The 23,213-nt window shown below is 67.4% G+C and carries 25 protein-coding genes and 1 pseudogene; 13 read left to right on the top strand and 13 right to left on the bottom strand.

The window, feature by feature from the left end; translation table 11 throughout:
- Positions 1 to 146 precede the first annotated feature (146 nt).
- The 3 genes from HWN72_RS04965 to HWN72_RS04955 all read left to right on the top strand — a co-directional run bounded on the left by HWN72_RS04965 (position 147) and on the right by HWN72_RS04955 (position 2,401).
- Positions 147 to 638 (top strand): flavin reductase family protein, encoded by a 492-nt coding sequence (locus HWN72_RS04965; protein ID WP_036523302.1) that lies wholly within the window; start codon positions 147 to 149, stop codon positions 636 to 638.
- A 113-nt stretch (positions 639 to 751) separates the two neighbouring features.
- A complete protein-coding gene (locus HWN72_RS04960) occupies positions 752 to 1,504 on the top strand; it encodes an SDR family NAD(P)-dependent oxidoreductase (protein WP_036522578.1) in 753 nt (250 codons plus the stop codon).
- Between the two features lie 102 nt (positions 1,505 to 1,606).
- Positions 1,607 to 2,401 (top strand): alpha/beta fold hydrolase, encoded by a 795-nt coding sequence (locus HWN72_RS04955; RefSeq protein ID WP_069707508.1) that lies wholly within the window; start codon positions 1,607 to 1,609, stop codon positions 2,399 to 2,401.
- A gap of 177 nt (positions 2,402 to 2,578) precedes the next feature.
- On the opposite strand, the gene HWN72_RS04950 is transcribed toward HWN72_RS04955, so the two are convergent.
- Positions 2,579 to 3,019 (bottom strand): SDR family NAD(P)-dependent oxidoreductase, encoded by a 441-nt coding sequence (locus HWN72_RS04950; RefSeq protein ID WP_231958127.1) that lies wholly within the window; start codon positions 3,017 to 3,019, stop codon positions 2,579 to 2,581.
- Between HWN72_RS04950 and HWN72_RS31000 the strand changes: the two are divergent.
- From HWN72_RS31000 to HWN72_RS04930, 5 genes and pseudogenes are all read left to right on the top strand, one after another.
- A pseudogene (locus HWN72_RS31000) lies at positions 2,982 to 3,137 on the top strand (CoA transferase); the annotation flags it as partial. The gene HWN72_RS04950 and the pseudogene HWN72_RS31000 overlap by 38 nt on opposite strands.
- 113 nt (positions 3,138 to 3,250) lie before the next feature.
- A complete protein-coding gene (locus HWN72_RS30995; RefSeq protein WP_083274560.1) occupies positions 3,251 to 3,688 on the top strand; it encodes a CoA transferase in 438 nt (145 codons plus the stop codon).
- Between the two features lie 103 nt (positions 3,689 to 3,791).
- Positions 3,792 to 4,712, top strand: a complete 921-nt coding sequence (locus tag HWN72_RS04940; protein WP_069707505.1) for a TIGR03619 family F420-dependent LLM class oxidoreductase — start codon at positions 3,792 to 3,794, stop codon at positions 4,710 to 4,712.
- Between the two features lie 89 nt (positions 4,713 to 4,801).
- Positions 4,802 to 5,206, top strand: a complete 405-nt coding sequence (locus tag HWN72_RS04935) for a Zn-ribbon domain-containing OB-fold protein (RefSeq protein WP_008831112.1) — start codon at positions 4,802 to 4,804, stop codon at positions 5,204 to 5,206.
- Entirely contained in the window at positions 5,206 to 6,369 is a 1,164-nt protein-coding gene (locus HWN72_RS04930; RefSeq protein WP_069707504.1) for a thiolase family protein, read from the top strand. Before HWN72_RS04935 ends, HWN72_RS04930 begins: the two co-directional genes overlap by 1 nt.
- Before the next feature lie 158 nt (positions 6,370 to 6,527).
- Here HWN72_RS04930 and HWN72_RS04925 read toward each other — a convergent pair whose 3' ends face one another.
- On the bottom strand, positions 6,528 to 7,715 hold the full coding sequence (locus HWN72_RS04925) for an acyltransferase (RefSeq protein ID WP_069707503.1): 1,188 nt from the start codon (positions 7,713 to 7,715) through the stop codon (positions 6,528 to 6,530).
- Positions 7,716 to 7,920: 205 nt separating this feature from the next.
- On the opposite strand from HWN72_RS04925, the gene HWN72_RS04920 reads away from it, so the two are divergent.
- Positions 7,921 to 8,853, top strand: a complete 933-nt coding sequence (locus tag HWN72_RS04920; protein WP_069709110.1) for a substrate-binding domain-containing protein — start codon at positions 7,921 to 7,923, stop codon at positions 8,851 to 8,853.
- Here HWN72_RS04920 and HWN72_RS04915 read toward each other — a convergent pair.
- Complete coding sequence (locus tag HWN72_RS04915; protein WP_069707502.1) at positions 8,836 to 9,303, bottom strand: VOC family protein; 468 nt, start codon at positions 9,301 to 9,303, stop codon at positions 8,836 to 8,838. The genes HWN72_RS04920 and HWN72_RS04915 overlap by 18 nt on opposite strands.
- A gap of 187 nt (positions 9,304 to 9,490) precedes the next feature.
- Between HWN72_RS04915 and HWN72_RS04910 the strand changes: the two genes are divergently transcribed.
- Positions 9,491 to 10,402 carry a GGDEF domain-containing protein gene (locus HWN72_RS04910; protein WP_051586667.1) on the top strand — a complete coding sequence of 304 codons (912 nt, stop codon included), beginning with the start codon at positions 9,491 to 9,493 and terminating at the stop codon, positions 10,400 to 10,402.
- Positions 10,403 to 10,453: 51 nt separating this feature from the next.
- On the opposite strand, the gene HWN72_RS04905 is transcribed toward HWN72_RS04910, so the two are convergent.
- Positions 10,454 to 11,230 (bottom strand): SDR family NAD(P)-dependent oxidoreductase, encoded by a 777-nt coding sequence (locus HWN72_RS04905; RefSeq protein WP_069709109.1) that lies wholly within the window; start codon positions 11,228 to 11,230, stop codon positions 10,454 to 10,456.
- A gap of 144 nt (positions 11,231 to 11,374) precedes the next feature.
- On the opposite strand from HWN72_RS04905, the gene HWN72_RS04900 reads away from it, so the two are divergent.
- Positions 11,375 to 12,616: a CaiB/BaiF CoA-transferase family protein gene (locus HWN72_RS04900; RefSeq protein ID WP_069707501.1), complete on the top strand. Its 1,242-nt coding sequence runs from the start codon at positions 11,375 to 11,377 to the stop codon at positions 12,614 to 12,616.
- Positions 12,617 to 12,752: 136 nt separating this feature from the next.
- Here HWN72_RS04900 and HWN72_RS04895 read toward each other — a convergent pair whose 3' ends face one another.
- The 3 genes from HWN72_RS04895 to HWN72_RS04885 form a co-directional block, all read right to left on the bottom strand.
- Complete coding sequence (locus HWN72_RS04895) at positions 12,753 to 13,535, bottom strand: enoyl-CoA hydratase-related protein (protein ID WP_069707500.1); 783 nt, start codon at positions 13,533 to 13,535, stop codon at positions 12,753 to 12,755.
- 20 nt (positions 13,536 to 13,555) lie between these two features.
- Positions 13,556 to 14,536, bottom strand: a complete 981-nt coding sequence (locus HWN72_RS04890; protein WP_008832640.1) for a nitronate monooxygenase family protein — start codon at positions 14,534 to 14,536, stop codon at positions 13,556 to 13,558.
- 109 nt (positions 14,537 to 14,645) lie between these two features.
- Positions 14,646 to 15,221: a TetR family transcriptional regulator gene (locus tag HWN72_RS04885; RefSeq protein WP_309141553.1), complete on the bottom strand. Its 576-nt coding sequence runs from the start codon at positions 15,219 to 15,221 to the stop codon at positions 14,646 to 14,648.
- Positions 15,222 to 15,388: 167 nt separating this feature from the next.
- Between HWN72_RS04885 and HWN72_RS04880 the strand changes: the two genes are divergently transcribed.
- Positions 15,389 to 16,297 (top strand): M48 family metalloprotease, encoded by a 909-nt coding sequence (locus HWN72_RS04880; protein WP_231958125.1) that lies wholly within the window; start codon positions 15,389 to 15,391, stop codon positions 16,295 to 16,297.
- Positions 16,298 to 16,461: 164 nt separating this feature from the next.
- On the opposite strand, the gene HWN72_RS04875 is transcribed toward HWN72_RS04880, so the two are convergent.
- Entirely contained in the window at positions 16,462 to 17,694 is a 1,233-nt protein-coding gene (locus HWN72_RS04875) for an RsmB/NOP family class I SAM-dependent RNA methyltransferase (RefSeq protein ID WP_211149947.1), read from the bottom strand.
- 54 nt (positions 17,695 to 17,748) lie between these two features.
- Between HWN72_RS04875 and HWN72_RS04870 the strand changes: the two genes are divergently transcribed.
- Complete coding sequence (locus HWN72_RS04870; RefSeq protein WP_008832636.1) at positions 17,749 to 17,916, top strand: DUF1674 domain-containing protein; 168 nt, start codon at positions 17,749 to 17,751, stop codon at positions 17,914 to 17,916.
- 131 nt (positions 17,917 to 18,047) lie between these two features.
- Here the strand turns inward: HWN72_RS04870 and HWN72_RS04865 are convergent, their stop codons facing one another.
- Genes HWN72_RS04865 through HWN72_RS04845 form a run of 5 tightly spaced genes read right to left on the bottom strand, consistent with a single transcriptional unit; the run spans position 18,048 to position 23,092 of the window.
- Positions 18,048 to 19,457, bottom strand: a complete 1,410-nt coding sequence (locus HWN72_RS04865; RefSeq protein ID WP_008832635.1) for an efflux transporter outer membrane subunit — start codon at positions 19,455 to 19,457, stop codon at positions 18,048 to 18,050.
- The gene (locus tag HWN72_RS04860; RefSeq protein ID WP_008832634.1) at positions 19,454 to 20,380 is read right to left on the bottom strand and encodes an efflux RND transporter periplasmic adaptor subunit; all 927 of its coding nucleotides are present in this window, start codon (positions 20,378 to 20,380) and stop codon (positions 19,454 to 19,456) included. Before HWN72_RS04860 ends, HWN72_RS04865 begins: the two co-directional genes overlap by 4 nt.
- Complete coding sequence (locus HWN72_RS04855; protein ID WP_008832633.1) at positions 20,377 to 20,592, bottom strand: DUF1656 domain-containing protein; 216 nt, start codon at positions 20,590 to 20,592, stop codon at positions 20,377 to 20,379. Before HWN72_RS04855 ends, HWN72_RS04860 begins: the two co-directional genes overlap by 4 nt.
- The gene (locus HWN72_RS04850) at positions 20,589 to 22,643 is read right to left on the bottom strand and encodes an FUSC family protein (RefSeq protein WP_211149946.1); all 2,055 of its coding nucleotides are present in this window, start codon (positions 22,641 to 22,643) and stop codon (positions 20,589 to 20,591) included. Before HWN72_RS04850 ends, HWN72_RS04855 begins: the two co-directional genes overlap by 4 nt.
- Positions 22,640 to 23,092 (bottom strand): MarR family transcriptional regulator, encoded by a 453-nt coding sequence (locus HWN72_RS04845; protein ID WP_008832631.1) that lies wholly within the window; start codon positions 23,090 to 23,092, stop codon positions 22,640 to 22,642. The genes HWN72_RS04850 and HWN72_RS04845 overlap by 4 nt, the downstream gene beginning before the upstream one ends.
- Positions 23,093 to 23,213: the final 121 nt, after the last annotated feature.

Raw genomic sequence — 23,213 nt, 5'->3', positions numbered from 1 at the left:
CCCTTGCCCGGCACAGGCCTTACAGGCACTAGGGATGCACGATATCGCGATGGCGCTTCCGTTCGGAAATGCTAACTGCGGTTCCATATGACGAACACCCGGCGCGCAAGGTCGCCGCCGGCACAACAGACGAAGGTGACATGCGCGTGAGTGAGACGACCATCGATGCGGCGGAATTCCGTAAGGTCCTGGGCACCTATCCCACCGGCGTCTGCGTCATCACCGCGCTGGACGAAGGCAAGCCGGCCGGCATGGTGGTCGGCAGCTTCACCTCGGTATCGCTCGACCCGCCGCTGGTCGGCTTCTTCCCGGACAAGTCATCGACCTCGTGGCCGCTGATCGAGAAGGCCGGCCACTTCTGCGTGAACGTCATGGCCAGCGACCAGGGGCCGGTCTGCAAGGCCGTCACCGCCAAGGGCGAAGCCAAGTTCGTCGGCGTCGAATACGCCATCTCGGACCATGACCTGCCGGTCATCGCCGACTCCATCGCCGCGATCGAGTGCAAGCTCTACTCGGTGACCGAAGCGGGCGATCACTGGTTCGTGCTGGGCCAGGTGCTGCGCATGGAGACCGTGCGCGAGGACGAGCCGATGCTGTTCCATCGCGGCCGCTACGGCAGCTTCGCGGAGAAGATGTAACAATCCCGTGTCCCGGACTTGCTCCGGGGCGACGTATCGCTTCGGCGGTTTGACTCTCCCGGCACATATGCTGTTCACCTGTTCAGCATTATTGATCCGGGAGAGCATTGCACATGACACGTTCGCTTGACGGCAAAGTCGCCGTCGTCACCGGCGCGGGTTCGGGGATCGGCCGGGGCATCGCGCTGCGGCTGGCCGAGGACAAGGCCGCCATTGCGGTGTGGGACCTCAACCCCGAAGGCGCGGCAGAGACGGTGAAGCAGATCGAGGCGGCGGGCGGCAAGGCGCTGGCCATCACCGTCGACTGCTCGGACAAGGCCGCGATCAAGGCTGCTGCCGACGAGACCCGCGCGAAGTTCGGCGCCATCACCATCCTCGTCAACAACGCCGGCATCGCACCGTTCACGCCGTTCATGGACGTGCCGGAAGAGGAATTCGACAAGGTTATCCGCATCAACCTCAAGGGTCCCTGGCTAGTGACCCGGGAGATCGTGCCGGACATGCTGGCCGCCAGCTGGGGGCGGATCATCAACATCACCTCCTCTTCCACGCAGTCGGGTTCGTTCGCGCAGAGCCATTACGTCGCCTCGAAGGGCGGGCTGCTGGGGCTGACCAAGGCGCTGGCAATGGAACTGGGCAAGACCGGGATCACCGCCAACATGATCCCCCCCGGCTCGATCGACACCCCCATGCTGCGCGGCGCGCCGATCGACGCGGATGCCTATGGCGCCTCGCTGCCGGTCGGGCGGCTCGGCCAGGTGGCGGACATCGCGGCGGCGGCGGCGTTCCTCGCTTCCGATGAAGCGGGCTACATGACCGGGCAGACGATCAGCACCAACGGCGGCCGCTACATGGGTTCGGCCTGAGCCATCCTGGGTCCCGGGCTTGCCCCGGGACCGGCGACGGCCATTAGACGAGAGCTGCGACGGGTGCTTTCATCCCGGCGCGCCGCGCTTTAAGGTCTTGGCATGACCTCGCAATTCCGCATCCCCGTGGGCGGCGCCGTCCTCAGTGGCGAGCGCCGCGACGCCCCCGGAACGCCGCTGGTACTGGCACACGGCTTCGGCGGATCGCGGCGCGACTGGGACCCGCTGGTCGCCGCCCTCACCGTGCCGCGCCCGTTGATCGTCTACGATCAGCGCGGCTTCGGCGACTCCGACATTGGCACCGACATTGACGACTCGGCTTATTCGCATGCCGACGACCTCCTCGCCGTGCTCGATGCGCTGGGGATCGCCGAGGCGGACTTGTGCGGCATGTCGCTGGGCGGCGCGACGGTACTGAATTTCGCGCTCGACCACCCGGAGCGGGTGCGGCGGCTCGTTCTGGTGAGCCCCCTGATAGTCGGCTGGACCTGGACCACCGACTGGGTCGAGCGCTGGAAGGCGATCGGCCGCGCCGCCCGCGCGGGCGACATGGCGCAGGCACGCGCGCTGTGGTGGGAGCACCCGCTGTTCGACGCGGTGCGGGAAACCACCGCCGCAGCCGCCATGCGCGCCTCGATCGAGGCTTTCCACGGCCGCCAGTGGGTGCAGGACGCCCAGCGCCCCGCCCTCCCCGACAGCGAGCGGCTGGGCCAGCTCGCGATGCCGGCCCTGCTGCTGACCGGCGGGTGCGACACCGCCGACTTCCGCATGATCGCCCAGGCCATCGCCGCGATGGGACAGCGCGTCATCCGCATAGACCATGAAGCGGCGGGGCACATGCTCAACCTCGAAATGCCCGGGACGATCGCGGCCGAGATAGAGCGGTTCCTCGGCTAGACCGGTGCATCCTCCACCATCATCGCCGCCGCGCGCGCATCGAGAATATCCTGCAAATGGTTGACCGGATCGCCCACGGTCACCCCGCCCTCCACCGGGATCGCCGCGCCGGTCATGTGCCGCGCGGTCGCTGGCGAGGAACAGCGCGACTTGGGCCGCGTCCTCGGGCTCTCCCCGTCACTTGATGAGCTGGTTGGAGAGGTAGACCGCGTTCACCCCCTCCTCGATCCCCGCCGCCAGCGCGGTGTCGGGGCCCGCCTGCCCGAACGAGGACAGCCCGGTGCGCACATGTCCCGGCACCAGGCAGTTCAGCCGGATGCCATGCCGTGCAAGGTCGATGGCCGAGGACTTGGCGAACTGGATCAGCGCCGCCTTGGAAGCCCGGTAGGTCATCATCCCCATGCCCGCCAGCGTCCCCGCGATCGACGCGTTGCTGAGGATCACCCCGCCCCGCCCTTGCCTGCGCCTCACCCGCGCCGCATTGCGCGTCCCCAGCATCGGCCCCAGCACGTTGACGCGCATCACCCGGTCGAAGTCGGACAGTTCGTCGTCGAGGAAGTTCAGCCAGGGGCGGGTCGATATGAAGACCGCCGAGGGCCTCGACCTCGTCAAGCGCATGGTCGCCACGGCCGACATCCTGATCGACAACATCCGCTACGGCGATTCCACCGCAGGCGCCTGCGCGGCGCTCGCCTGCGTGGCGGCGCTTCATCACCGCGAAAGCACCGGTGAGGGCCGGTTCATCGATCTGTCCGCCGTGGAAGCGATGACCGGCCTCGTCGGCGACAGCCTTTCGCCGCGAGCGTCATCGGTGCGGTGCCGGAGGCCGACGGCAACTTCCATCCCGAGATGTGCCCGCACAGCGCATACCCTTGCGCGGAGCACAGCTGGACAAGTATCGCAGTGGCGAACGAAGCCGAATGGCAGGCGTTGTGCCAAGTGCTCCAAGCCCCCGCACTGGCCGCCGACGAGCGCTTCGCCGCCCTCGCCGACCGGCTTTTGAACCGCTTGGCGCTGGACGCTGCGATCGGCGCGCTGACCGTCTCGCACGATGCTGCGCGACTTGCCGAAAAGCTCAGGAATGCAGGCGTTCCGGCGTTCAAGTCGATGAGTTCGCTGGACCTCGTCACCGTTGCATTCCTATGGCAGCGGCAGGCATATCGCCTGGTCTCCGATCACCGCTCCGGCACTCGCCCGATCATCGGCCCGTCCTGGCGGACCAGCCCCGATCCGCCCCTCATCGAACGCGGCGCGCGGTTGCTCGGGGAGCATAACGGCTACGTCTAACGCGATCTGCTGGGCTTGCGGAGGGGCGAAATGGACGATCTGATCGCGCGCAAGGTGATCGACTAGGGGCATTCCCCGGTCGGCCAAATTCGGGGAGGACATCATGAAACTAGGCTTTGCGATGCCGCACATGCTGCGGCTCAAGGCGACGATGCAGCCGTGGGAAACCGAGGTTACCGGCGCCGATCAGACCCGCCTTGCGAAATGGGCGGAAAAGCTGGGTTTCGAGATGATCGCCGTGCCCGAGCATCACGTCATTCCGAAAAGCCACGTCGATCTTTCCGGGCCTTTCTACTTCAATGCCTATGCCGCCATGGCCTATATCGCCGGGGCGACCGAGCGGGTGCGCGTCAATTCGTGCATCGCGATCCTGCCGGCGCAGCATCCGATCGTCACGGCCAAGGCGCTCTCGACGATGGACTGGCTGTCGAGCGGCCGGGTCACGATCACTTTCGCCGTCGGCTGGCTCGAGGAGGAATTCGCGCTGCTCGGTGTCCCCTTTCACGAACGCGGGGCAATGGCGGAGGAGTACATTCAGGCGATCATCGCACTGTGGACTCAGGAAAATCCCGAATTCGAGGGGAAATACGTCTCATTCCGCGATGTCGCCTTCGAGCCGAAGCCGGTACAGAAGCCGCATCTGCCCGTCTGGTTCGGTGGTGATGCCGACGCCGTCCTCAAGCGCGTTTCCCGCTATGCGCAAGGCTGGTGGCCATTTCTGACCAAGCCCGAGGACATTCCCGCGCGCATCGACTTCATCCGCTCCCAACCCGACCATAACGGCCAGCTTGCGGACATCTATTACGGCATGTCCACCAGCCGCGTCGGCGAGGGTCATGCGGTGCTCGACGATCCCACCGCCCGTCCCGGCCAGACGAAACAGGAGATCATCGACCGCCTCGGCTGGCTGAAATCCCTGGGTGTCACATGGAGTTCCGTGCCCATCCCGGCCCTTCCCGGCATCCAGGCCTATTACGATTACACCCAATGGATCGCCGAGGAGATCATGCCCGCGATCCGGTGAGCGAACGTCGCCGCGATGCCTGCGACGAACGCCTTGACCTGATGGCACTCGACGGCCCTTAACGGCACACAGAACGGGGAGAGCAACACATGAGCCCACCAAGACCGAGGCCGAAACTGGACCAGGAAAACACGGCGTTCTGGACCAGCGGCGCCGAGGGCGAACTGCGCATCGTTCGCTGCAGCGACTGCGGCGAATACACCCATCCGCCCCGCATCCTGTGCCGCCATTGCCAGTCCGAAAACGTAGCCGCGCAGGCTGTCGCCGGGACCGGGGTGATCGACACTTTCACGGTCAATCACCAGCCCTGGGCCAAGGACCTCCCCGTCCCCTACGTCATCGCCCGCGTCGCGCTCGACGGAGTGCCCGGCGTCTACCTCACCACCAACATCGTGAACTGCCCGGTCGAGGCCGTCGCGTTCGGCGATCCGGTCCGCGTGGTGTTCGAGGAGCAGGCCGGCATCTTCTATCCCTTGTTCGAGAAGGTCGGCTGATGGCCCGCGAAGCCTACATCACCGGCGTCGGCCAGTCCGAGGTGGGCGTGCGCCTGCCCCGCCATCCGCTGCTGCTGACGCTCGACGCCGCGAAGGAGGCGATCGCCGAGGCGGGCCTTACCTTCGGGCAGATCGACGGCGTGTTCTCGTTCCCCGGCAAGAGCCACGGCTACCTCGCCTTCTCGCCCGTCGGCACCGACGAGGTGATCGAGGCGCTCGGCATCAAGTCGAAGTGGCAGATGGGCGGACTGGAGCAACCGGCGCAGCTCTCCGCCATCGGTATGGCGGCGTGGGCGGTGAAGCAGGGCATCTGCCGCCACGTGCTGTGCTACCGTACCGTCTACGAGGCGGGCGGCATGGCCGATCCGGCGACCTACATGGGTGCGCGGTCGGACACCGTCTCCGGCGCCTCGCAGTGGACCAGCCCGTTCTGGGCGACTTCGGCCGCCTGCTGGACCGCGCAATATGCCGCGCGCCACGTCCACAAATACGGGTTGACGCGCGAACAGTTGGGCCAGATCGCCATCAACGGCTCCAAGAACGCCATGCTCAACCCAAGGGCGCGCGCGATCACCAAGGAGGAACTGACGCTCGACAAGTACATGTCGGCACGGATGATCTCGACGCCGCTGTGCCTCTACGACTGCGACCGTTTCTCCGACGCCTCCACGGTGGTGATCGTCTCGGCCGGCGATGCGCTCGACGAGATCACATGCGAGCCGATCCGCATCGCCGCGATGTCGGGCTCTGTCGACCGGTATTCGTGGGATCAGGTCGAGTGGCCCGCCGCCTACGATGCCGGGCGCGACTTGTGGCAGCACACCGATTACACCGTAGGCGATGTCGATACCGTGCAGTTCTATGACGGCTTCGCCTATCTGCCGATCACCTGGCTGGAGGGCCTGGGCTTCTGCGAGAAGGGCGAAGGCGGCCGCTTCATCGAAGGCGGCACCCGCATCGCGCGCGATGGCCAACTACCGCTCAACACCGCAGGCGGTCAGCTCGGTGCGGGACGCCTGCACGGCTTCGGCTTCGCGCACGAGGCGGTGACGCAGCTGCGCGGCAAGGCAGGCGAGCGGCAGATCCCCGGCGATCCCAGAGTGGCGGTGGCGACATCCGGCGGCGGCCCGCTCGCGGCGGCGCTGCTGCTGGCGAAGGACTAGACGGCTCCGGCCTCGCGGGCTCTCCTCTCGCGAGGTCGGGGATACGGAAGAAGGCTTCGAAAAGCTCAGCCTGCCCCTTCCACAAGCTCAGGGTGAGGGGCGGTTGTGCAAGAACCTCCAATCCCGCTCAGGCTGAGCTTATCGAAGCCCCAGCGCAATCACGCAACCGTCGGCGGTACCACGCTCGCCTTCGCCCGCTTGACCGGCTTGGCGCGCTTCAGCCCGATCAGCGGGCGCAGCGGCCCGACCTCGCGGCCAACGAGATAGAACAGCCAGGAACCGCCCGCCACTACCGCGCAGAGCACCAGAAACTCCGGCAGAGCCGTCAGTCCCTTGTCGCGCAGCCAGTAGCTGACCAGCACCATCACCGTCTGGTGCGCGATGAACACCGGGAACACCGCCTCGGCCAGCATGCCGCGCCAGCGGGCGTCACGGTTCCAGAAGCGATCGGCGATGCCGAACAGAGCGATCACGGTACCCCAGCACTGCACCGCCTTGGCGAAGTCCAGCGGCTCCATCCATGCACGCGGCGTGCGCACGTTGCCGGGAAAGTACCACGCCTCGAGTGCGACGAAGGCGTAACCCGCCAGCCCCAAGACCAGCGCCCATTTCCACTGCCGTGCGATCGCCGCGCGCAGCGGTTCCGAGTTGCGCAGCAGGTAGCCGAAAAGGAACATGCCGCCATAATGAAGGTGCGCGCAAAGGTCGGTGAGCAGGCTGTGAGTGTCGGTCCAGCCGTCGCCCGGCGCGCGTACCGCATAGATGGCCAGGCATCCGAACGGCAACAGCCACGGCCCCGACAGCAGCTTCTCCGATCCCCGCGCCAGCGCGGCGCGCCAGCTTGCAGGCAGCACCATTACCGACACGCAAAGCGCGACCGTATAGGCGAGCAGGTAGATCACGAACCACAAGTGCATGATCGCGGGCAAATCCTCGTGGATCACCCGGCGGAAACCGAAGGCATCGTGGAACAGGAAGTAGGCGTAGCCATGGGCATAGCCGCTGTTGAGCAGACCCATGTAAGGCTGTGGCGGCACGATCACCGTCAGGCCGAACAGCAGCGGAATGCCCAGCCGCAGCAGACGGCTCCTGAGAAAGCTCCCGGCGTCGCGCTCCCGGGAAAACAGCGCCGCGCTGGCGTAGCCCGAGATCGCGAAAAGCAGCGCCAGCCGCCAGGCGCTGAGGCCCAGCAACGGGATTTCCGCCCACCACACCACGCCGCGCGTGGGCGTCTGGTAGCCCCATGGCGTGAACGAGAAGCCGACATGATAGAAGATCAGCATCACGAAGGCACCCACGCGCAACCAGTCCATTCCGTAGTGGCGTTGGCTGGGGGCGGGGTTCATCGCTATCCGTCAAGTCTTCGGCCCGCCACGCGGGTCAGGGGTGCCCGCAAGAAGCGGCATGTATTTGCAGGGCTCATTAAGCGCGTTGTCACCACTCTGCAATCGCGCGGTTGTAATAGACGGTAACGCGGGGCCTGTCCGGTTTCATCGGTTCCGGAGCTAACTGCGGTTGGTCCGCCGCGCGCGAGCGCCCAGCATCGCGGTCATGACTTCACCCGAAGCGTCCGTCGCACCCCGGCCCGCTCGCAAGCGACCTGCCACCTCGATCGAACGGGCGGCCTATGCCCCCGACCTGCGCGCGCCACTGCGTCCGCCGGAGAGTGTCGGTGCGGCCGTGCCGGGCGGGGCGATTGTCCTGCTCGTCCACGACGGCCGGGAGAGCGCCGTTCGCGAAGCCCTGCAACGCGGCATGGAGCGCGCCGTGACCACGGCGCCTCTGCTGCTTGCCATCCACGTCCAGCCCCCGGATGAAAGTACCGCCATGTTCGCGCAGGTTCTCGAACATCATCGGCCTGAAGCCGTGGTGCTGACGCCGCCCCTCGGCGGGCGCAGCGATCTTGTGGACGTGTGCGACCGCGCGCGGACCCGCTGCCTGCGCATCGGTCTGGCGCCCGAGTTGTCCTGCGACGAACGGGCCGCCACCGCGCTGACCGTGCGCCGTCTGGTGACGCTGGGCCATGCGCGGATCGGACTTGTAGCCGGGCCGGAAACCTCCCCCGGCGCCCGGCAACGCGAACTCGGCTATCTCGATGCCATGGCCGAACATGGGCTCGACCGGGGCCCGGCGCTGATCGTGCCGGGCGACGATACGTTCGAGTCCGGCATGGCCGCCGGACGGCTGCTGCTGGAGATCAGTCCGCGGCCGACCGCGATTCTCGCCTGCAACGACGACATGGCCGCCGGCGTCCTTCATGCGGCCGCACAGGCGGGCGTGCCGGTTCCCGAAGCGCTATCGCTCGTCGGGTTCGACGACACCTCGATCGCCCGCCGCCTGCTTCCTCCGCTGGCCTCGGTGCGCATCCCCTGGGAGCGCATCGGCCACGAGGCGATCAACCGGATACTGGACCGGAGCGCGGCACCGCCCGGCCCTTTCGATGCGCAACTGGTAGAGCGCGCCTCGCTAGCCGTGCTCACGTGAAAGCCGGCAGTTCCTCGAAGGTGAAGCCGTTGCCCGGGGCACATCGCTGCACCTCGATGACGCTCCCCTCCGGGTCGCATGCCCGACAGCGACGAAATCGCGGTCGTTGAACGTCATCCCGCATGCCTTCAGGTGCGCGATATCCCGTTCGATGTCGGTCACGTCGATACGGAAATGCGTGTAGCCCCGATCGTTGGGCCGCAACGGCCGGTCGAGGTCGGAAGGCGGCGCGGTATATTCGAACATCTCGATGTAGCAACCGCCCACCCGCAACACATACCCTTTTGCGACAGAGCCCCGCAGATCGACGATGTGGTCCATGACCGGCTCCCGCGCCCAGGAAAGCCCGTCGGCGTCCACCGGCGCAAAGCCCGGCGCGTCGCAATAGAGGCGCTTCATCCGCTCGAGATCTCGGCAGTTCATGCCGATATGGTGGATGCCGCGGATCATGGCGCTTTTCTTCCTTTGTCCCGACCGAAGGCTATCCGCAGCCCGGGCAGAAATGACAACGCCGCAGGCTTGACCCCATCGGAGCAATGCGCCCGCTCAAATGGCAGTTCCGTTAGCGAACGTTTTACCATAAGGAATTAAACCATTGTGGATCCATTGGCGGATGGATGGCGCAAGGGGGCCAATCTTGTATCTGCAGACCGACCGGCATCGTACCGCCATCCGCCCGCTTACCGACGGTCGCCTCGTGTCACGGGCCGCGGCGCTGGTCGGGCTCAGCGCCTGGAGCTGCGACCTCGCTACCGAGCAACTCGAATGGACCGACGGCGTCTTCGAAATCTTCGGCCTCTCCCACGACACGCATTTCGAACGTCGCGATACCGTCGCCCTCTACCACGAGGAATCTCGCGAGATCATGCTGCGCCTGCGCGCGCAGGCGATCGAGACAGGCTCCGGCTTCTCGATGGAAGCGCAGATTCGCCAGCCGGGCGGCGAGGCGCGCTGGCTGAGGCTGGCCGCCAACACGCGAGTGGAAAATGGGCGCGCGGTCCAGATCTACGGCATGAAGCAGGACATCACGCAGGAGCGCCTGCAGTGGGAACAGCTGCGCCGCCTTGCCGAGAACGACCCGCTCACGGGCCTCGGCAACCGGGCGCGGTTCCAGTCCGAATTCCTCGACCTTCCCGCCGGGTCGGAACGGCTGTCGCGCATCGGTGCGCTGGCGATGTTCGACCTCAACGACTTCAAGGCGATCAACGACCGCTGGGGGCACGCCGCCGGGGATGCCTGCATCGCCCGCTTCGGGGAACGCCTGGCCACTGCCTTCCCCGGCGCCCGTCTGATCGCCCGCATCGGCGGTGACGAATTCGCGGCGCTGCTACCCGCCACGATGCCCGCCGCAACGCTGGAAAGCGCCGTGCGCCGCCGCATCAACCGCCTCGTCACCCGGGTCGAGTGGCAGGGTACGCTGATCCCCATCGGTGTCAGTGCCGGTCTCGCCTTCATCGACGGATCGCCGGAGGCCACCTTCGCCGCCGCCGATGCCGCGCTCTATGCCGCCAAGCGTAGCGGCCGCAACGTGCTGCGGGTGGCGGCCTGAAACTCCCGTCAGATCAAAGGCAACCCCCAAACCCCGCTCAGACTGAGCAGACTATTCCGGCTCCACCCAAGTCGTGCGGGTGACGCGCGGGGAGAGATATTTCGTCGTCGTCCAGCCGCCGTCCACCACGATCGACTGCCCGTTGATCATCTCGCTGCCCGGCAGGCACAGGAAGGCGATGACCGAGGCGATGTCCTCCGGCTGGGCGAGGCGCGGATAGGGCGTGGTCTCGACGTTGGCGCGCTTGAAGCCCTCGTCCTCGAAGCGGTGGCGCACCATGTCGGTCATCGTCACGCCCGGTGCCACGCAGTTGGAGCGGATGCCGCGCGGGCCGTATTCGCAGGCCATGTGCTCGGTCATCGACTTGAGCCCGCCCTTGGCCGCCGAATAGGCCCCGCCGCGCCGTCCGCCGATATGCGCGAATGTACTCGTCACGTTGACCACGCTGGCGCCCTCCCCCAGATGCGGGATCACGTCGCGGCAGAGCCGGAACGGGGCGACGAGCATGATGTCGAGGAAGTCGTCGAGCGTCTCGTCGTCCGTCTCGTCGAGCGGCTTGGGGCTGCCGACGCCCGCGTTGTTCACCAGCGCGTCGATGCGGCCGAAGCGGGCCAGCGCCTGCGCGACGACGGCTCCGGGCGCGGCCGGGTCGGTCAGGTCGGCGCTGATGGCAAGGACGTGGTCGGGATTGCCGATCGCGGCTTCCAGCGCCGCCAGCTTGTCCTTCGAGCGGCCGACACCGACGATCGCGAAGCCCTCGCCGTGCAGGATCTTCGCGGTTTCGAGGCCGATGCCGCTGCCCGCACCCGTGATGATCGCTACCTTCACTTCGACTTCCTCCACCGTTGCAAGGCCGTGTTAGCCGCCGCTCCGGCAGGCGTCGAACCGCCCCGGCGGTATTGCCCGAGGCTGCCTTGTCCCCGGACCGCACAGGGCTAGTCAGAAGGCTCAGACAACGAGCGAACAGGCACAATGAGCACACCCAAGGCCGCCCTCGAAGGCATCCGCGTCATCGACATGAGCCGCGTCTTCGCCGCCCCCGTCGGCGCGCAAATCCTCGGCGATCTCGGAGCCGACGTCATCAAGGTGGAGCGGCCGGGCGTGGGCGACGACGGGCGCGGCTACGGCTTCTCGTGGGTGCCCGGCAAGGACGGGATCGAGACGCGGCACTCCAGCTTCTTCACCGTGTCCAACCGCAACAAGCGCTCGATCACGCTGAACCATTCCCGGCCCGAGGGGCAGGCGATCCTGCGCGATCTGGTGAAGAACGCCGACGTGCTGATCGAGAACTACAAGGTCGGCGACCTCAAGCGCTTCGGCCTCGATTACGAGAGCCTGCGCGCAATCAACCCGGGCCTCATCTACTGCTCGGTCACCGGCTTCGGCCAGACCGGGCCGATGGCGGCGCTGCCGGGCTATGACGGGCTGTTCCAGGCGACCGGCGGCATGATGGCGGTGACCGGCATTCCCGAGGGCCAGCCGGGCTCCGGCCCGCTCAAGACCGGCCCCAGCCTCGTCGACTTCGTGACCGGCCACAACACCGCGCTGGCGATCCTCGGCGCGCTGATGCACCGCACCCGCTCCGGCGAGGGGCAGTACATCGACATCGCCCTGCTCGACAGTTCGGTGGCGATGGTCAGCCACATCATGCAGGACTACCTGATAAGCGGCAACGCCCCGCCGCGCCTCGGCAACGGCGGCAACGGCGGCGGCCCGGCGGACCTGATCCATTGCGCGGACGGCATCATCTACCTCACCGCCGGCACCGACGAGCACTGGCGGCGCCTGACGGTGCTGATGGATCAGCCCGAACTGAACGACGATCCGCGCTTCGATTCCAACCTGAAGCGCGGCAAGACCAATCGCGCCGAGTTGATGGCCATCATCAACGACTGGAGTGGCCGCTTTCCGACCCTCGAGGTTCAGGCCATGCTCGACGGCGCGGGCATTCCGGCGGCGCGCTACAATGAACTGGCCGACGTCTGGGAAGACCCGCAGGTGCAACATCGCGGCCTGAAGGCGACGACGCCGCATGCATGGGCGGAAAGCGGCTCGGTCGATCTCATCGCCAGCCCGCTCGCGAAGATGTCGGCGAGCCCGGCGACGATCCGCATGGCCCCGCCGATGCTGGGCGAGCATACCGACGCCATCCTTTCGGAGCTGGGCTACGACGAGGCGCAAGTCGCCGCGCTGCGGGACGCGAAGGTGGTGTGAACGCCCAATCCTCCCTGTTCCGAGGGAATGGGGAGGTGGCAGCCCGCCGGGCTGACGGAGGGGGCTGCTACCCCTCCACCACCGCCTTCGGCGGCGGTCCCCCTCCCCATTACTGCGCAACAGGGAGGATATAGCCTCAGCGTCCCTTGAACGCGGGCTTGCGCTTTTCGAGGAACGCATTGACGCCTTCGAGGAAGTCCTCGGTCCGCCCCGCCTCGCGCTGGCCGCGTCGTTCGGCCTGCAGCGCGGTCTCAAGGCTCGAATCCAGCGCATCCCACGCCATCCGCTTGATGAGGCCGAGCGAGCGCGGACCGGTGGCCAGCCGCTTCGCCAGCTTCATCGCCTCGGCGTCGAGGTCGTCCTCGGGCACCACCCTGGTCGCAAGGCCCCAGTCGAGCGCGGTCCTAGCATCGACCTTCTCGCCCAGCAGCATCATCTGCATGGCGCGCACCCGGCCCACCGCCTGCGCCAGCAGGTAGGTCGCGCCGCCATCGGGGACGAGGCCGACGTGGCAGAAGGCGCAGAAGAAGTACGACCCTTCCGCCATCAGCACCACGTCGCCCGCCGCCGCCAGACCCGCGCCGAAGCCCGCCGCAGGCCCGCGGATCGCGGTGACGACCGGCTGCTCCATAGTCTTGATCTGCATGATGACCGGGTTGAACGCGCGGTCGAGCTGGCCGCCGATATCGCGCATGGGATCGGCCAGCATATCCTGCGCCGCCGCAAGGTTTGCGCCCGAGCAGAACGCCTTGCCCTCGCCCGTCAGCAGCACCGCGCGGGCATCGCGCGCCGCCACGTCCAGGGCGTGGACCATCTCCAGCCCCATCGCCTCGGTGACGCCGTTCATTGTCTTGGGATCGTTGAGGGAAATGCGCGCGACGCCGTCCTCCAGCGAATAGAGGATGTGCTCGTAACTCATGGAATCTCCCTCTCCGTCGATCAGGCGAGCATGGCGCCCAGGCGTTCCTTCACGATTGCCTCGGCCTCGCCAACGATCCTTTCGATCAGTTCCTTGCAGGTGGGCACGTCATGGATCAAGCCCTGCACCATCCCGGCCCAGAAGATGCCCTTGGTAAGATCGCCGCTCTGCAGCAGTTCGCGGCCCACAGCGCCCGCGACGAGGTGGCGGATATCCTCGAAAGTCGAGTCGGGCCGTTCGGAAATCGCGACCACTTCGTCGGACACATCGTTCTTGCCGACGCGCGCCGAGTTCTTGAACTTGCGGAAGATGAGGTTGGTGCCGCGCTCGTCGTTCTCGACGTATTTGGCCTTCACGTTGTCGTGGATCGGCGCTTCCTTGGTGGCGCAGAAGCGGGTGCCCATGTTGATGCCCTCCGCCCCCAGCGCCAGCGCCGCGACGAGGCCGCGCCCGTCGCCGATGCCGCCGCTCGCCAGCATCGGAATCTTCACCTTGTCCGCCGCCGAGGGGATCAGGATCAGGCCGGGAATGTCATCCTCGCCGGGGTGCCCGGCGCATTCGAAGCCGTCGATCGAGATGATGTCGCAGCCGTGCCTCTCTGCCGAAAGCGCGTGGCGCACGGCGGTGCACTTGTGCAGCACGGTGACGCCGTGGGGCTTCACCATCTCCCAGATCTCGCGCACCTGCTGGGTGCCCGCGGTCTCGACGATCTTCACCCCGCCGTCGATCACGGCCTGCGCATAGGCCTTGTAGTCGGGCGGCAGGATCGTGGGCAGGACGGTGATGTTCACCGCGAAGGGCTTGTCGGTCATCGAGCGGCAGCGCTCGATCTCCTCGCGCAGCGCCTCGGGGCTGGGCTGGGTCAGCGCGGTCAGGGTGCCGAGGCCGCCGGCATTGGACACCGCGCTTGCCAGTTCGGCATAGCCGACGCCCTGCATGCCGCCCTGGACGATCGGATGTTCGATGCCGAGCATCTCGGTCACGCGGGTCTTGAATGGCATGGTTCTCGCTGCTCCCTATCGATGGTTGCAAGCGGGGCTATGTCATGCGGCGCGGGGCTTCAAGGCACCCGGGGTGCCAAGGGGCGCGTCCATCGCGGCGGCGAAGGTTTCACACCTTGCCGTTCGCCCCGATCCCCTCGATCACGAAAGCCGCGATGGCATCGCGAATCTCCGCCTCGCTGGCCATGCCCGGCGGGAACAGCCAGTCGCGGAACATCAGGTTCGCCAGCACCGCCGCGAACGACACGCGCACCATGAGTTCCGGCGCGATGCGCGGGGTCTCCCCGATGCGCGCGCGCGACATCGCCTCGCCCTTGCGAAAGTAGTCCTGCAACCCGTCGAGCGCCTCGATCCCGCCCGAGGCTTCGGGCGAATAGGCATTGGCGACCGCCAGCGAGAGGAACATCTTCGAATGGCTGCCCATGAAATCGAGCAATTCGCCGATGTAGGCCCGCGCCACATCCTTGCCCTCGCCCGCTCCGGCGGTTCGGGCCTGAAAGTCCGCGAAGTGGCGGTTCAGCGGCGTGAAGATCGCCGCGCGGAACAGCGCCTGCTTGCTGTCGTGGAAGCGGAAGATCTGCGCCTCGGTCACATCGGCGCGGCGGGCGATCGCGGCGGTCGTCGCCCCGGCATAGCCCGAAGCCTCGAACTCCTCGGCGGCGGCTTCGAGGATGCGGTCAGCCACTTCCTCGGAAGAGCGGCGGCGACGTTTCGGTTTCGGGTCGGGAGCGGTCAATCTTTCCTGCCGGTTTCGGTTGCGTGACTGCATGTGTCGGGAACGGCGCGCGCCATTGAAACCCTCCCGCCCGACCCTAGATTCGCCGGGACAAACGCTCAAGGAGACAATTGAAAGTGAACGGAATGAAGACGGCCATGCTGCTGGCGGCGCTGACGGCGCTGTTCATGGGGCTGGGCTACATGCTGGGCGGAACCGGCGGCGCCATCATCGCGCTGCTCGTGGCGGCGGGCATGAACCTGTTCACCTTCTGGAACGCGGACAGCATCGTGCTGAAGATGCACAACGCCCGCGAGGTCGGCCCGGAGAGCGAGTTCCACCGCCTCGTCGCCGAACTGGCGCAGCGTGCCGGGCTGCCGATGCCGCGCGTCTACGTGATCGACACCGAGGCGCCCAACGCATTCGCCACCGGCCGCGACCCCGAGCACGCCGCCGTCGCCGCGACCACGGGCCTGCTCGACATGCTCAGCCGCGATGAAGTGGCGGGCGTGATGGCGCACGAACTGGGCCACGTGAAGAACCGCGACACGCTGGTGATGACGATGGTGGCGACGATCGCGGGCGGCATCTCGATGATCGCCAACTTCGGCATGTTCTTCGGCCACATGGGCAATTCGGAGGATCGCCCGAGCCCGATGGCCGCGATCGCGGCAATGGTCATGGCCCCCTTCGCGGCGATGATCGTGCAGATGGCGATCAGCCGCACCCGCGAATACGGCGCCGACAAGGCGGGCGCCGAGATCAGCGGCAACCCGCGCGCGCTGGCCTCTGCGCTGCAGAAGATCGCCGGGCCTGCCGCCCACTTGCGCAACCCCACCGTCGAGCGCAACCCGGCGGCGGCGCAGCTCTACATCGTGCCCTCGTCGGTGTCGGACTTGTTCTCGACCCACCCGGCGACCGAGAAGCGCATCGCCGCGCTGATGGCGCTGGACGGCGGGGCTATACCCCCGCGTCCAGCGATGGCTTCGGTGCCGCGTAGTAGCGCGACGCGTGGCCGCTCGGCGCTCGATCCGAACCGGCGCTGACCTTCGCCGACTATAATTGCTCGGACAAAGTACCGTCCGTCATTCCCGCGAAGGCGGGAACCCATCTCCTGACGGTGCCTGTTGCATGAACATCAGATGGGTCCCCGCCTTCGCGGGGATGACGGGTTTAAGGCGAAACTCCCACGACGCGGCTGTCCGCTACCTCAGCCCTTCACCCACCGCGCGATCAAGAAGCCGTCGAGGCCGCCCGCCTCGGCCAGCATTCCCGGATCGGTGCGCAGCCAGCCCTCGCCCGTCGGCGAGAGGCCCTCGGGCAGTTCCGCCGCCGTGATCGGGGCGAGCGTCAGTTCGACGTCGGCCGCCCGGTCCTCGCCTTCCTCCTGCTCCAGCGAGCACACAGCGTAGACCAGCGTGCCGCCGGGCTTCAGCCACTCGGCCGCCCGCGCCAGCATCCGCGTCTGGATTTCGGCCATCTCCTCGATCTGGCGCGGCGCGATGCGGTGGAGCACGTCCGGATGACGGCGCGAGGTGCCCGTCGCGGTGCACGGCGCGTCGAGCAGGATCGCGTCGAACTTCTCCTGCGGCTCCCACGTAAAGGCATCTGCGAGCACCACCTCCGCCTCCAGCGCGGTGCGCTCAAGGTTCTCGCGCAGGCGTTCAAGCCGCCGCTTGGCGTTGTCGAGCGCGGTCACCTTCCAGCCCGCCGCCGCAAGCTGCATCGTCTTGCCGCCGGGCGCGGCGCAAAGATCGAGCACGGACCGCCCCTCACCCGCACCGAGCATGCGCGCGGGCAGGCTGGCGGCGAGATCCTGCACCCACCACGCACCCTCGCGGAAACCTTCGAGATGCTCCACCGCGATCCCGCGCGGCAGGCGCACATGACCCGGCATCAGCGAGACGCCGCCGAGACGCTCGGCCCACTCCGCCGTCGCCGCGGCATCGCGCAGCGCGAGGTCCAGCGGCGGCGGCACGGCGAGACCGGCGGCGATCGTCTCGGCCCGGATGCCCCAGCGCTCCATGACCGGCTCAGGCAGGGTCGGCACTTCGGGCAGCGTCACGGCGCGCTTGGTCAGGGTCGAGAACACGCCGTGCGCCAGACGGCGCGGGCCGCCCATCAGCAACGGCAGGCCGGTGGCGATGACGGCGTGCGCGGGCGTCTCCAGCCGCAGCACTTGCGCCAGCATGATCTGCAGCACCGCGCGCGCCTTGGCGTCGTCGGCCAGCGGCAGGCGGGTGGCGGAGTCGATCAGCGCGTCGAGGTCGGCGCGCCAGCGCAGCACCTCCCCGGCGATGGCGCGGGCGAGCGCGCGGTCGGCATCGCCCTTGATGCGCGCGAGCGCGGAGCCGCCCGCCTGGTCGAGCGTCTCGCCCCTGCGCAGAACGGCATCGATGAGGTTGAGCGCGGCACGGCGCGCAGGAAGTCCGGGTATGTCCATCGTCGGCCCCTATACCGGATTGCCTTTTTCCGCCACCCGCACCACATGGGGCCCATGACCAAGCGCGCCACTGAACGTCCGGCGGCCTTCACCAAGCCCGCTCACTGGACCAACGACCCCGCTCCCCCGCCTGTCAAGGCCAAGGACGAGCAGGATCCCGACGGCCTTTCACCCACCCGCTACGGCGACTGGGTGCAGAAAGGCATCGCGATCGATTTTTGATTTGGGGTAGGAAAGCCCACCCCCAGCTCCTCCCGCAAGCGGGAGGGGAGAACAAGGCCATGCCCTCCCGCTTGCGGAAGGGCCGGGAGGCTTGGCGGTTTACCTCCTAGCCGGACGGGGTGGGCCGGCCGCTACTGCCGCCACCCGCCGCCGAGCGCCAGGAACACCGCGATCTGGTCGTCTACCAGTGTGGTTTGCGCCGAGGCGTGACTCACCTGAGCGGAAGCCAAACTCGCCTGCGCACTTAGCAGATCGAGAAAAGCGCTACGCCCGAAGCGAAACAGCTTGCCTGCCTGCGAAGCCGATAGCCCCGCCGCATCTGCCGCCCGGCCCAGTGCCGCCTCGCGCTCCCGATCCCGCGCGTAAGTCTCCATGGCCGATTCCGCCTGCCGCAGCGCTTCCAGTACCGTACCGTCGAAATTGGCGAGATCGACGCGCACTTGCGCGTCGGCCTGATCGATCTTCGCGCGTACGGCCGGGCGGTTGGGGAAGCTCCAGCTGAGCAGCGGGCCGAGACTCATGCCGAAGCTGTCGCCGGTGCCGAAATCGTGGATCGGGCCGGAGAAGCCCAGCGACCCGCCGATACTGACCGAAGGATAGAGGTCCGCCGTCGCCACCCCGATGCGCGCGGTGTCGGCGGCGATGGTACGTTCCGCAGCACGGATATCGGCGCGGCGACGGATGAGCGCGGCACCATCCTCGACCGGCACTCCGCCCGCGAGGCGCGGCAGCGTAGCGCAGTCTGCGACTTCCGCAGGAAAATCGGCGGGCGGACGGCCCAGAAGTGTCGCCAGCAGGTAAAGCGAGTTCTGCCGCGCGGCAGTGAAGGCCGGAAGCGCGGCCGCGCTGGTCTCTACTGCGGCGGCAGCACGGCTGACGTCGAACGCGGTGCCGCGACCGCCCTTCTGCAGCCGCCGCGTGGCGTCGAGGGTCTGGCGCTGGAGCTGTACCACCCGCTGCGTCACCCCGAGCTGGTAGTTGGCGGCGCAGACTTTGGCATAGGCGCTGGTGGTCGCGGCGGCGACGCTGACGCGCACGGCATCGCGCGCGGCCTCGGTCGCCTCGGCATCGGCGGTGCTGGCCTCGATGGCTCGGCGCAGCTTGCCTTTCAGGTCGAGCGGGTAGCTCAACGCAAGTCCGAGATTGTCGGTCACCACGCCCGGCATCGAGACGCCAGTGGAGGACTGGCGCGACAAATCGACGCCGCCGCTTACCGCCGTCGACAGCGTGCGGGCGGCAGCAGCCTCGCGCAGCACGGCGCGGGCGCGGTCGAGATTGGCGTCGGCGGCACGCAAGTCGGTGTTGGCCGCCAGCGCCTGCTCCACCAGCGCGTCGAGGCGCGGGTCGTCGTAGAGCTTCCACCAGTGATCCGGCAGCGGCTCCTGCGAGAACGCCGCACCATTTGCCGAGTTGAACGTCCCTTGCGCGGCCGGCGCATTGGAGACGGCGTTCTCAGGCGGATGATAGTCCGGCCCCGCTGTCGCGCAGGCGGACAAGGCGAGCGCCAGCGCTGCCGAGCACAGGAAGCGCGGCAAGGTCACTGCACCTTCCCCTTCGGTGCGGGCTTGTTCTGGCTGTGCTGCTCGCCATGCTGCTCGCCATGCTGCTCGATCGTGACCGTCGCGGTGCGGCCCAAGATCAGGCGCACGTCCTTAGGCACCTGCGTCAGCCTCACGCGCACCGGGATGCGCTGGGCGAGACGCACCCACGAGAAGGTCGCCGCGACATTGGGCAGAAGGTTGCCCGAATCGCTGCGGGTATCGTCGTTGATGCCTGCCGCGATGCTCTCGACCCGCCCCTTGAGCACGTTCTCCTCGCCCATCAGTTTCACGCTCACCGGCGCGCCGATGCGGATCAGCGGCAGCTTGGTTTCCTCGAAGTAGCCTTCGACCCGGATCGAATCACCATCGACCAGCGCCATGGCCTGGCTACCGGCGGCCACGTAATCGCCGGGATGCAGGTCGAGGTTGGTCACCGTGCCGTTGACCGAGGCATGGACCTGCGTGCGCTGGAGGTTTAGCCTGGCCCCGTCCAGCGCGCTCTGCGCCTCGGCCACGGCGGCGCGGGCGGTGGCCACCTTGGCGACGTTCTGTTCGTGCGACTCGGTGGCGACGAGGTCTCCCAGCGCCAGATCGCGCGAGGACTCGCGCTGTGCCTGCCCCAGCGTCGCCCTTGCGCTGGAGAGGCTGGCCTCGGCCTGCTCCACCGCCAGCGAATAGCGCGGCTTGTCGATCACGAAGAGGAGATCCCCGGCCTTCACCTGCTGGTTGTCGTGCACCGAGACGGATGTGACGAGCCCCCCGATGTCCGGCGTCACCCGCACCACATCGGCACGGACACGGCCGTCGCGGGTCCAGGGACTGCGCTCGTAATGCATCCACATCCAGTATGCGATGAAGGCCGCAAGCAGGACGATGACGATGGTAGCGGCGCTGCGGCCGATGGCGGGAAGCAGGTTCTTCATGGGTGGAGACCAAAATAGGTGGCAAGGAAGGAAAGCGCGCCGAACACCATGACATAAAGGCACAGGTCGACGAGCGCGCGATAGGCGACAATGCGGTAGAACCCCACGAAATCGGCCACGCGCATGAGCAGCATGGTCAGGACCGAGGCGATGACCGCGATCAGCAGGAGCGTGGGCATGAACACGCCCAGGATGGAGACTTCGCCGTTCATGGCTGGCCTTTCAGCGCGGCGGCTTCGGGAAAGATGTTACGGCGCAGCGAGACCAGCGCCAGTGCCGCCTTGCGGCGCACGGACCGGTCCTCGTCGCGGGTGAAGACGTGGAGCGCAGCATCGATGTCGGCCAGCAGTTCGGGCGCGGCGGGCGGACGGTGCTCGGGCTCGAGCCGGCGGTAGTAGTCGGCCACGTCGGCCAGCACACTGGTGAGGGGCGCGCTGCGAGCGGGCGGCAGGTCGAGCCGCAGCTCGCGCAGTTCGCCGATCGCCACGCCCGTGCGCAGATCCCGCAGCACGTCGTAGAGCGGCGCGCCCGGCTGCTTGCCTGATAGCGCGAGGCGGGGATTGAGCAGCGCGATACGGTCGAGCATGCGGTTGATCCAGCCGCGCACGTCGGGCGGTCCGTAGAGGTTGGCACGCTCGGCGATATCGCGCCAGCCCGCGCGCAAGGTCCGCCGGATGGCGCTCTCCAGCCCGGCCGTTTGCAGCAGGCGCGCCATCACGATGGCGAACAGAGTGCCCAGCAGCTGAGCCAAGGAGCCGTTGGCGAACGTGGCGAAGTTGTCGCTATACTGCTCGGCGATGATGAACGGGCTGCCCATGCCGAGCAGCGCAGGCAGCGCGACACCGGCGTAGCGCGGCGAGTGCATCAGCGAGCCGAGCACCAGCAATGGCGGCGCCAGCGTCAGCGCCAGCATCGTAAAACCGTCGATGCGTGGCAGGATGCCGAAGGCGTAGATCATGCCCAAAATCGTTGCGATGAGCGTGCCGTTGAAGAACATCCACAGCGGCAACAGCGGATTGTCGGATGCCGAGAACAGCGCCAGGAACACGCCCGCCAGCATGACGGCGGTGGCACCGTCGTTCCAGCCGCTGCCGATCCACAGCGTGCAGCCCAGAATGATCGTCAGCGCCGCACCGGCCGCGCCGCGCAGGGCGCCGCGATAGTCGCGGTGAACCTCGCGGTTGCGCCGCCCTTCCAGCAACGGCGGAATGCGCGCGGAAACCGGCTTGCGGTTGCGGGTGCCGAGTTGTTCCGCAAGATCGCGGCAATCGAGATGCGCCTCGATCAGGCTGGAAAGCCGTGAACCCAGGCTGAGGACGAGCATGTCGTCCCAGCCGGACGCGGCATCGATCCGCGGTTCAAGCGCGGCACAACGGGCCTTGAGGTCGGCGCCGACCTGCTCGCGCTCCTCGCGGCTCGCTTCAATCCGCGAGAGCCAGTCACGCGTGTCGGCAAGCAACGCCTCCGCCTCCTCGCTCATGGCATCGTGTTCGCGTAAGGCGCCGATACGGTCGGAGACGGCGGCACCCAACGGCATCAGCAGCGAAAGTTGGTCCTGCAGCGCCCGCACCGTGCGCACACGCGGGGCCAGGCGGCTGGTCTCGAACGGTAAGTGGATCGAAAGTTGATGCAGTTCGGTCACATCCTGCGCCAGTCGCCGCTTTTCCGCCTCGATCGAAGGATCTGGTTCCAGTTCCAGCGAATCGCGACTCCAGCGCTCGGCATCGCGCAGCATCATCGCCACGCGGCCGAGCAGGAACGTCGAGACCGAACCCGGCAGGACGATACCGTGGATCAGGCTGCCGCACAGGATACCAATGGTGATCTCCTGAACGCGCAGCGCGGCATCCTCGAAGATGAGGTCGGGCGTTTCCACCGTCGGCAGCACGATCAGACAAGCGGTATAACCCGCTAAAACGAACATATAGCCGCGCGGCGTGCGATCGAGCAGGGAGACGAAGACGCACAGCGCCAGCCACGAAGCGAGCGCCAGAGTCAGCAGTTCCGGCGAATGGGCCAGCGGCGGCACCATGAGCACCGAAGCCGTGGCCCCGACGAAAGTGCCGATGACGCGGAACAGCGCCTTGGAAACGACCGCGCCGGCTAGCGGCGCGGCGACGATATAAGCGGTAAGGAAGGCCCAGTACGGTCGCTCCAGCCCGATCGAAAACGAGATATAGGCCGCCAGGATCGCTGCCAGAAACGCCTTGATCGAGAAGATGGCCGCCGGGACGCCCCAACGCGCGAAGATCGGCCGGTTCATGTCCGCCCCCGCATCTCTGCAGCGCGGTTGCCCACAGTAGTAATCAAGTTTACGGCCGCTTCGAGGTCGGCGTCCGGAATGCCGTCCAGCAATTCCCCCCGCAGCGCCACCAGCCGCGCTTCCGCCTTGCGGGCGATACCCGCGCCCTCTCGGGTAAGGTGGAGAAGATTGGCGCGGCGGTCACCGGCATCGGCGAGGCGCTCGACGAGACCCGCCGATTCGAGCTGGCGCACGGTGGTGGTCAGCGAGGCTTCGGTGATGCCGATCGCCCGCGCCAGATCCGCCTGCCGCGCCCCCGCACCCAGCCGCTCGAGATGAACCAGCGCCCAGCCCGCCGAGTTGGAAATCTCCAGCGAGGCGAGGATGCGGTCGGCAAGCTGCCTCCACGCCCGCCCAACAGGCGCGAGTTGCGTGGCGAGGTCATGGGCAAGGCTCGATCGGTCGGTCATGGGTCCTGGGGGGATCGGGGGTGGCGGGTACTTAGGCTCCTAACTATTATCGGGCAACCGGGTTGCCCTTGCGATTTACAAGCCAGCAATGCCGGAAATTGCAATTCGCGCAAGTGGGACG

The sequence above is a fragment of the Novosphingobium sp. HR1a genome, from assembly GCF_015594425.1.
In the GTDB taxonomy this organism is placed as follows: Bacteria; Pseudomonadota; Alphaproteobacteria; order Sphingomonadales; family Sphingomonadaceae; genus Novosphingobium; species Novosphingobium resinovorum_A.
This window is presented reverse-complemented; position numbering and strand designations above follow the sequence as displayed.

What these genes read in the sequence shown, in the direction of transcription:
- HWN72_RS04950 (WP_231958127.1), bottom strand. Translation starts at nt 3,019, where the DNA reads ATGCGCTTGACGAGGTCGAGGCCCTCGGCGGTCTTCATATCGACCCGC.
- HWN72_RS04850 (WP_211149946.1), bottom strand. Translation starts at nt 22,643, where the DNA reads ATGAACCGGCCGATCTTCGCGCGTTGGGGCGTCCCGGCGGCCATCTTC.
- HWN72_RS04935 (WP_008831112.1), top strand. Translation starts at nt 4,802, where the DNA reads ATGAGCCCACCAAGACCGAGGCCGAAACTGGACCAGGAAAACACGGCG.
- HWN72_RS04875 (WP_211149947.1), bottom strand. Translation starts at nt 17,694, where the DNA reads ATGGACATACCCGGACTTCCTGCGCGCCGTGCCGCGCTCAACCTCATC.
- HWN72_RS04915 (WP_069707502.1), bottom strand. Translation starts at nt 9,303, where the DNA reads ATGATCCGCGGCATCCACCATATCGGCATGAACTGCCGAGATCTCGAG.
- HWN72_RS04960 (WP_036522578.1), top strand. Translation starts at nt 752, where the DNA reads ATGACACGTTCGCTTGACGGCAAAGTCGCCGTCGTCACCGGCGCGGGT.
- HWN72_RS04870 (WP_008832636.1), top strand. Translation starts at nt 17,749, where the DNA reads ATGACCAAGCGCGCCACTGAACGTCCGGCGGCCTTCACCAAGCCCGCT.
- HWN72_RS04855 (WP_008832633.1), bottom strand. Translation starts at nt 20,592, where the DNA reads ATGAACGGCGAAGTCTCCATCCTGGGCGTGTTCATGCCCACGCTCCTG.
- HWN72_RS04845 (WP_008832631.1), bottom strand. Translation starts at nt 23,092, where the DNA reads ATGACCGACCGATCGAGCCTTGCCCATGACCTCGCCACGCAACTCGCG.
- HWN72_RS04900 (WP_069707501.1), top strand. Translation starts at nt 11,375, where the DNA reads ATGAGCACACCCAAGGCCGCCCTCGAAGGCATCCGCGTCATCGACATG.
- HWN72_RS04930 (WP_069707504.1), top strand. Translation starts at nt 5,206, where the DNA reads ATGGCCCGCGAAGCCTACATCACCGGCGTCGGCCAGTCCGAGGTGGGC.
- HWN72_RS30995 (WP_083274560.1), top strand. Translation starts at nt 3,251, where the DNA reads ATGTGCCCGCACAGCGCATACCCTTGCGCGGAGCACAGCTGGACAAGT.
- HWN72_RS04860 (WP_008832634.1), bottom strand. Translation starts at nt 20,380, where the DNA reads ATGAAGAACCTGCTTCCCGCCATCGGCCGCAGCGCCGCTACCATCGTC.
- HWN72_RS04940 (WP_069707505.1), top strand. Translation starts at nt 3,792, where the DNA reads ATGAAACTAGGCTTTGCGATGCCGCACATGCTGCGGCTCAAGGCGACG.
- HWN72_RS04955 (WP_069707508.1), top strand. Translation starts at nt 1,607, where the DNA reads ATGACCTCGCAATTCCGCATCCCCGTGGGCGGCGCCGTCCTCAGTGGC.
- HWN72_RS04890 (WP_008832640.1), bottom strand. Translation starts at nt 14,536, where the DNA reads ATGCCATTCAAGACCCGCGTGACCGAGATGCTCGGCATCGAACATCCG.
- HWN72_RS04895 (WP_069707500.1), bottom strand. Translation starts at nt 13,535, where the DNA reads ATGAGTTACGAGCACATCCTCTATTCGCTGGAGGACGGCGTCGCGCGC.
- HWN72_RS04920 (WP_069709110.1), top strand. Translation starts at nt 7,921, where the DNA reads ATGACTTCACCCGAAGCGTCCGTCGCACCCCGGCCCGCTCGCAAGCGA.
- HWN72_RS04925 (WP_069707503.1), bottom strand. Translation starts at nt 7,715, where the DNA reads ATGAACCCCGCCCCCAGCCAACGCCACTACGGAATGGACTGGTTGCGC.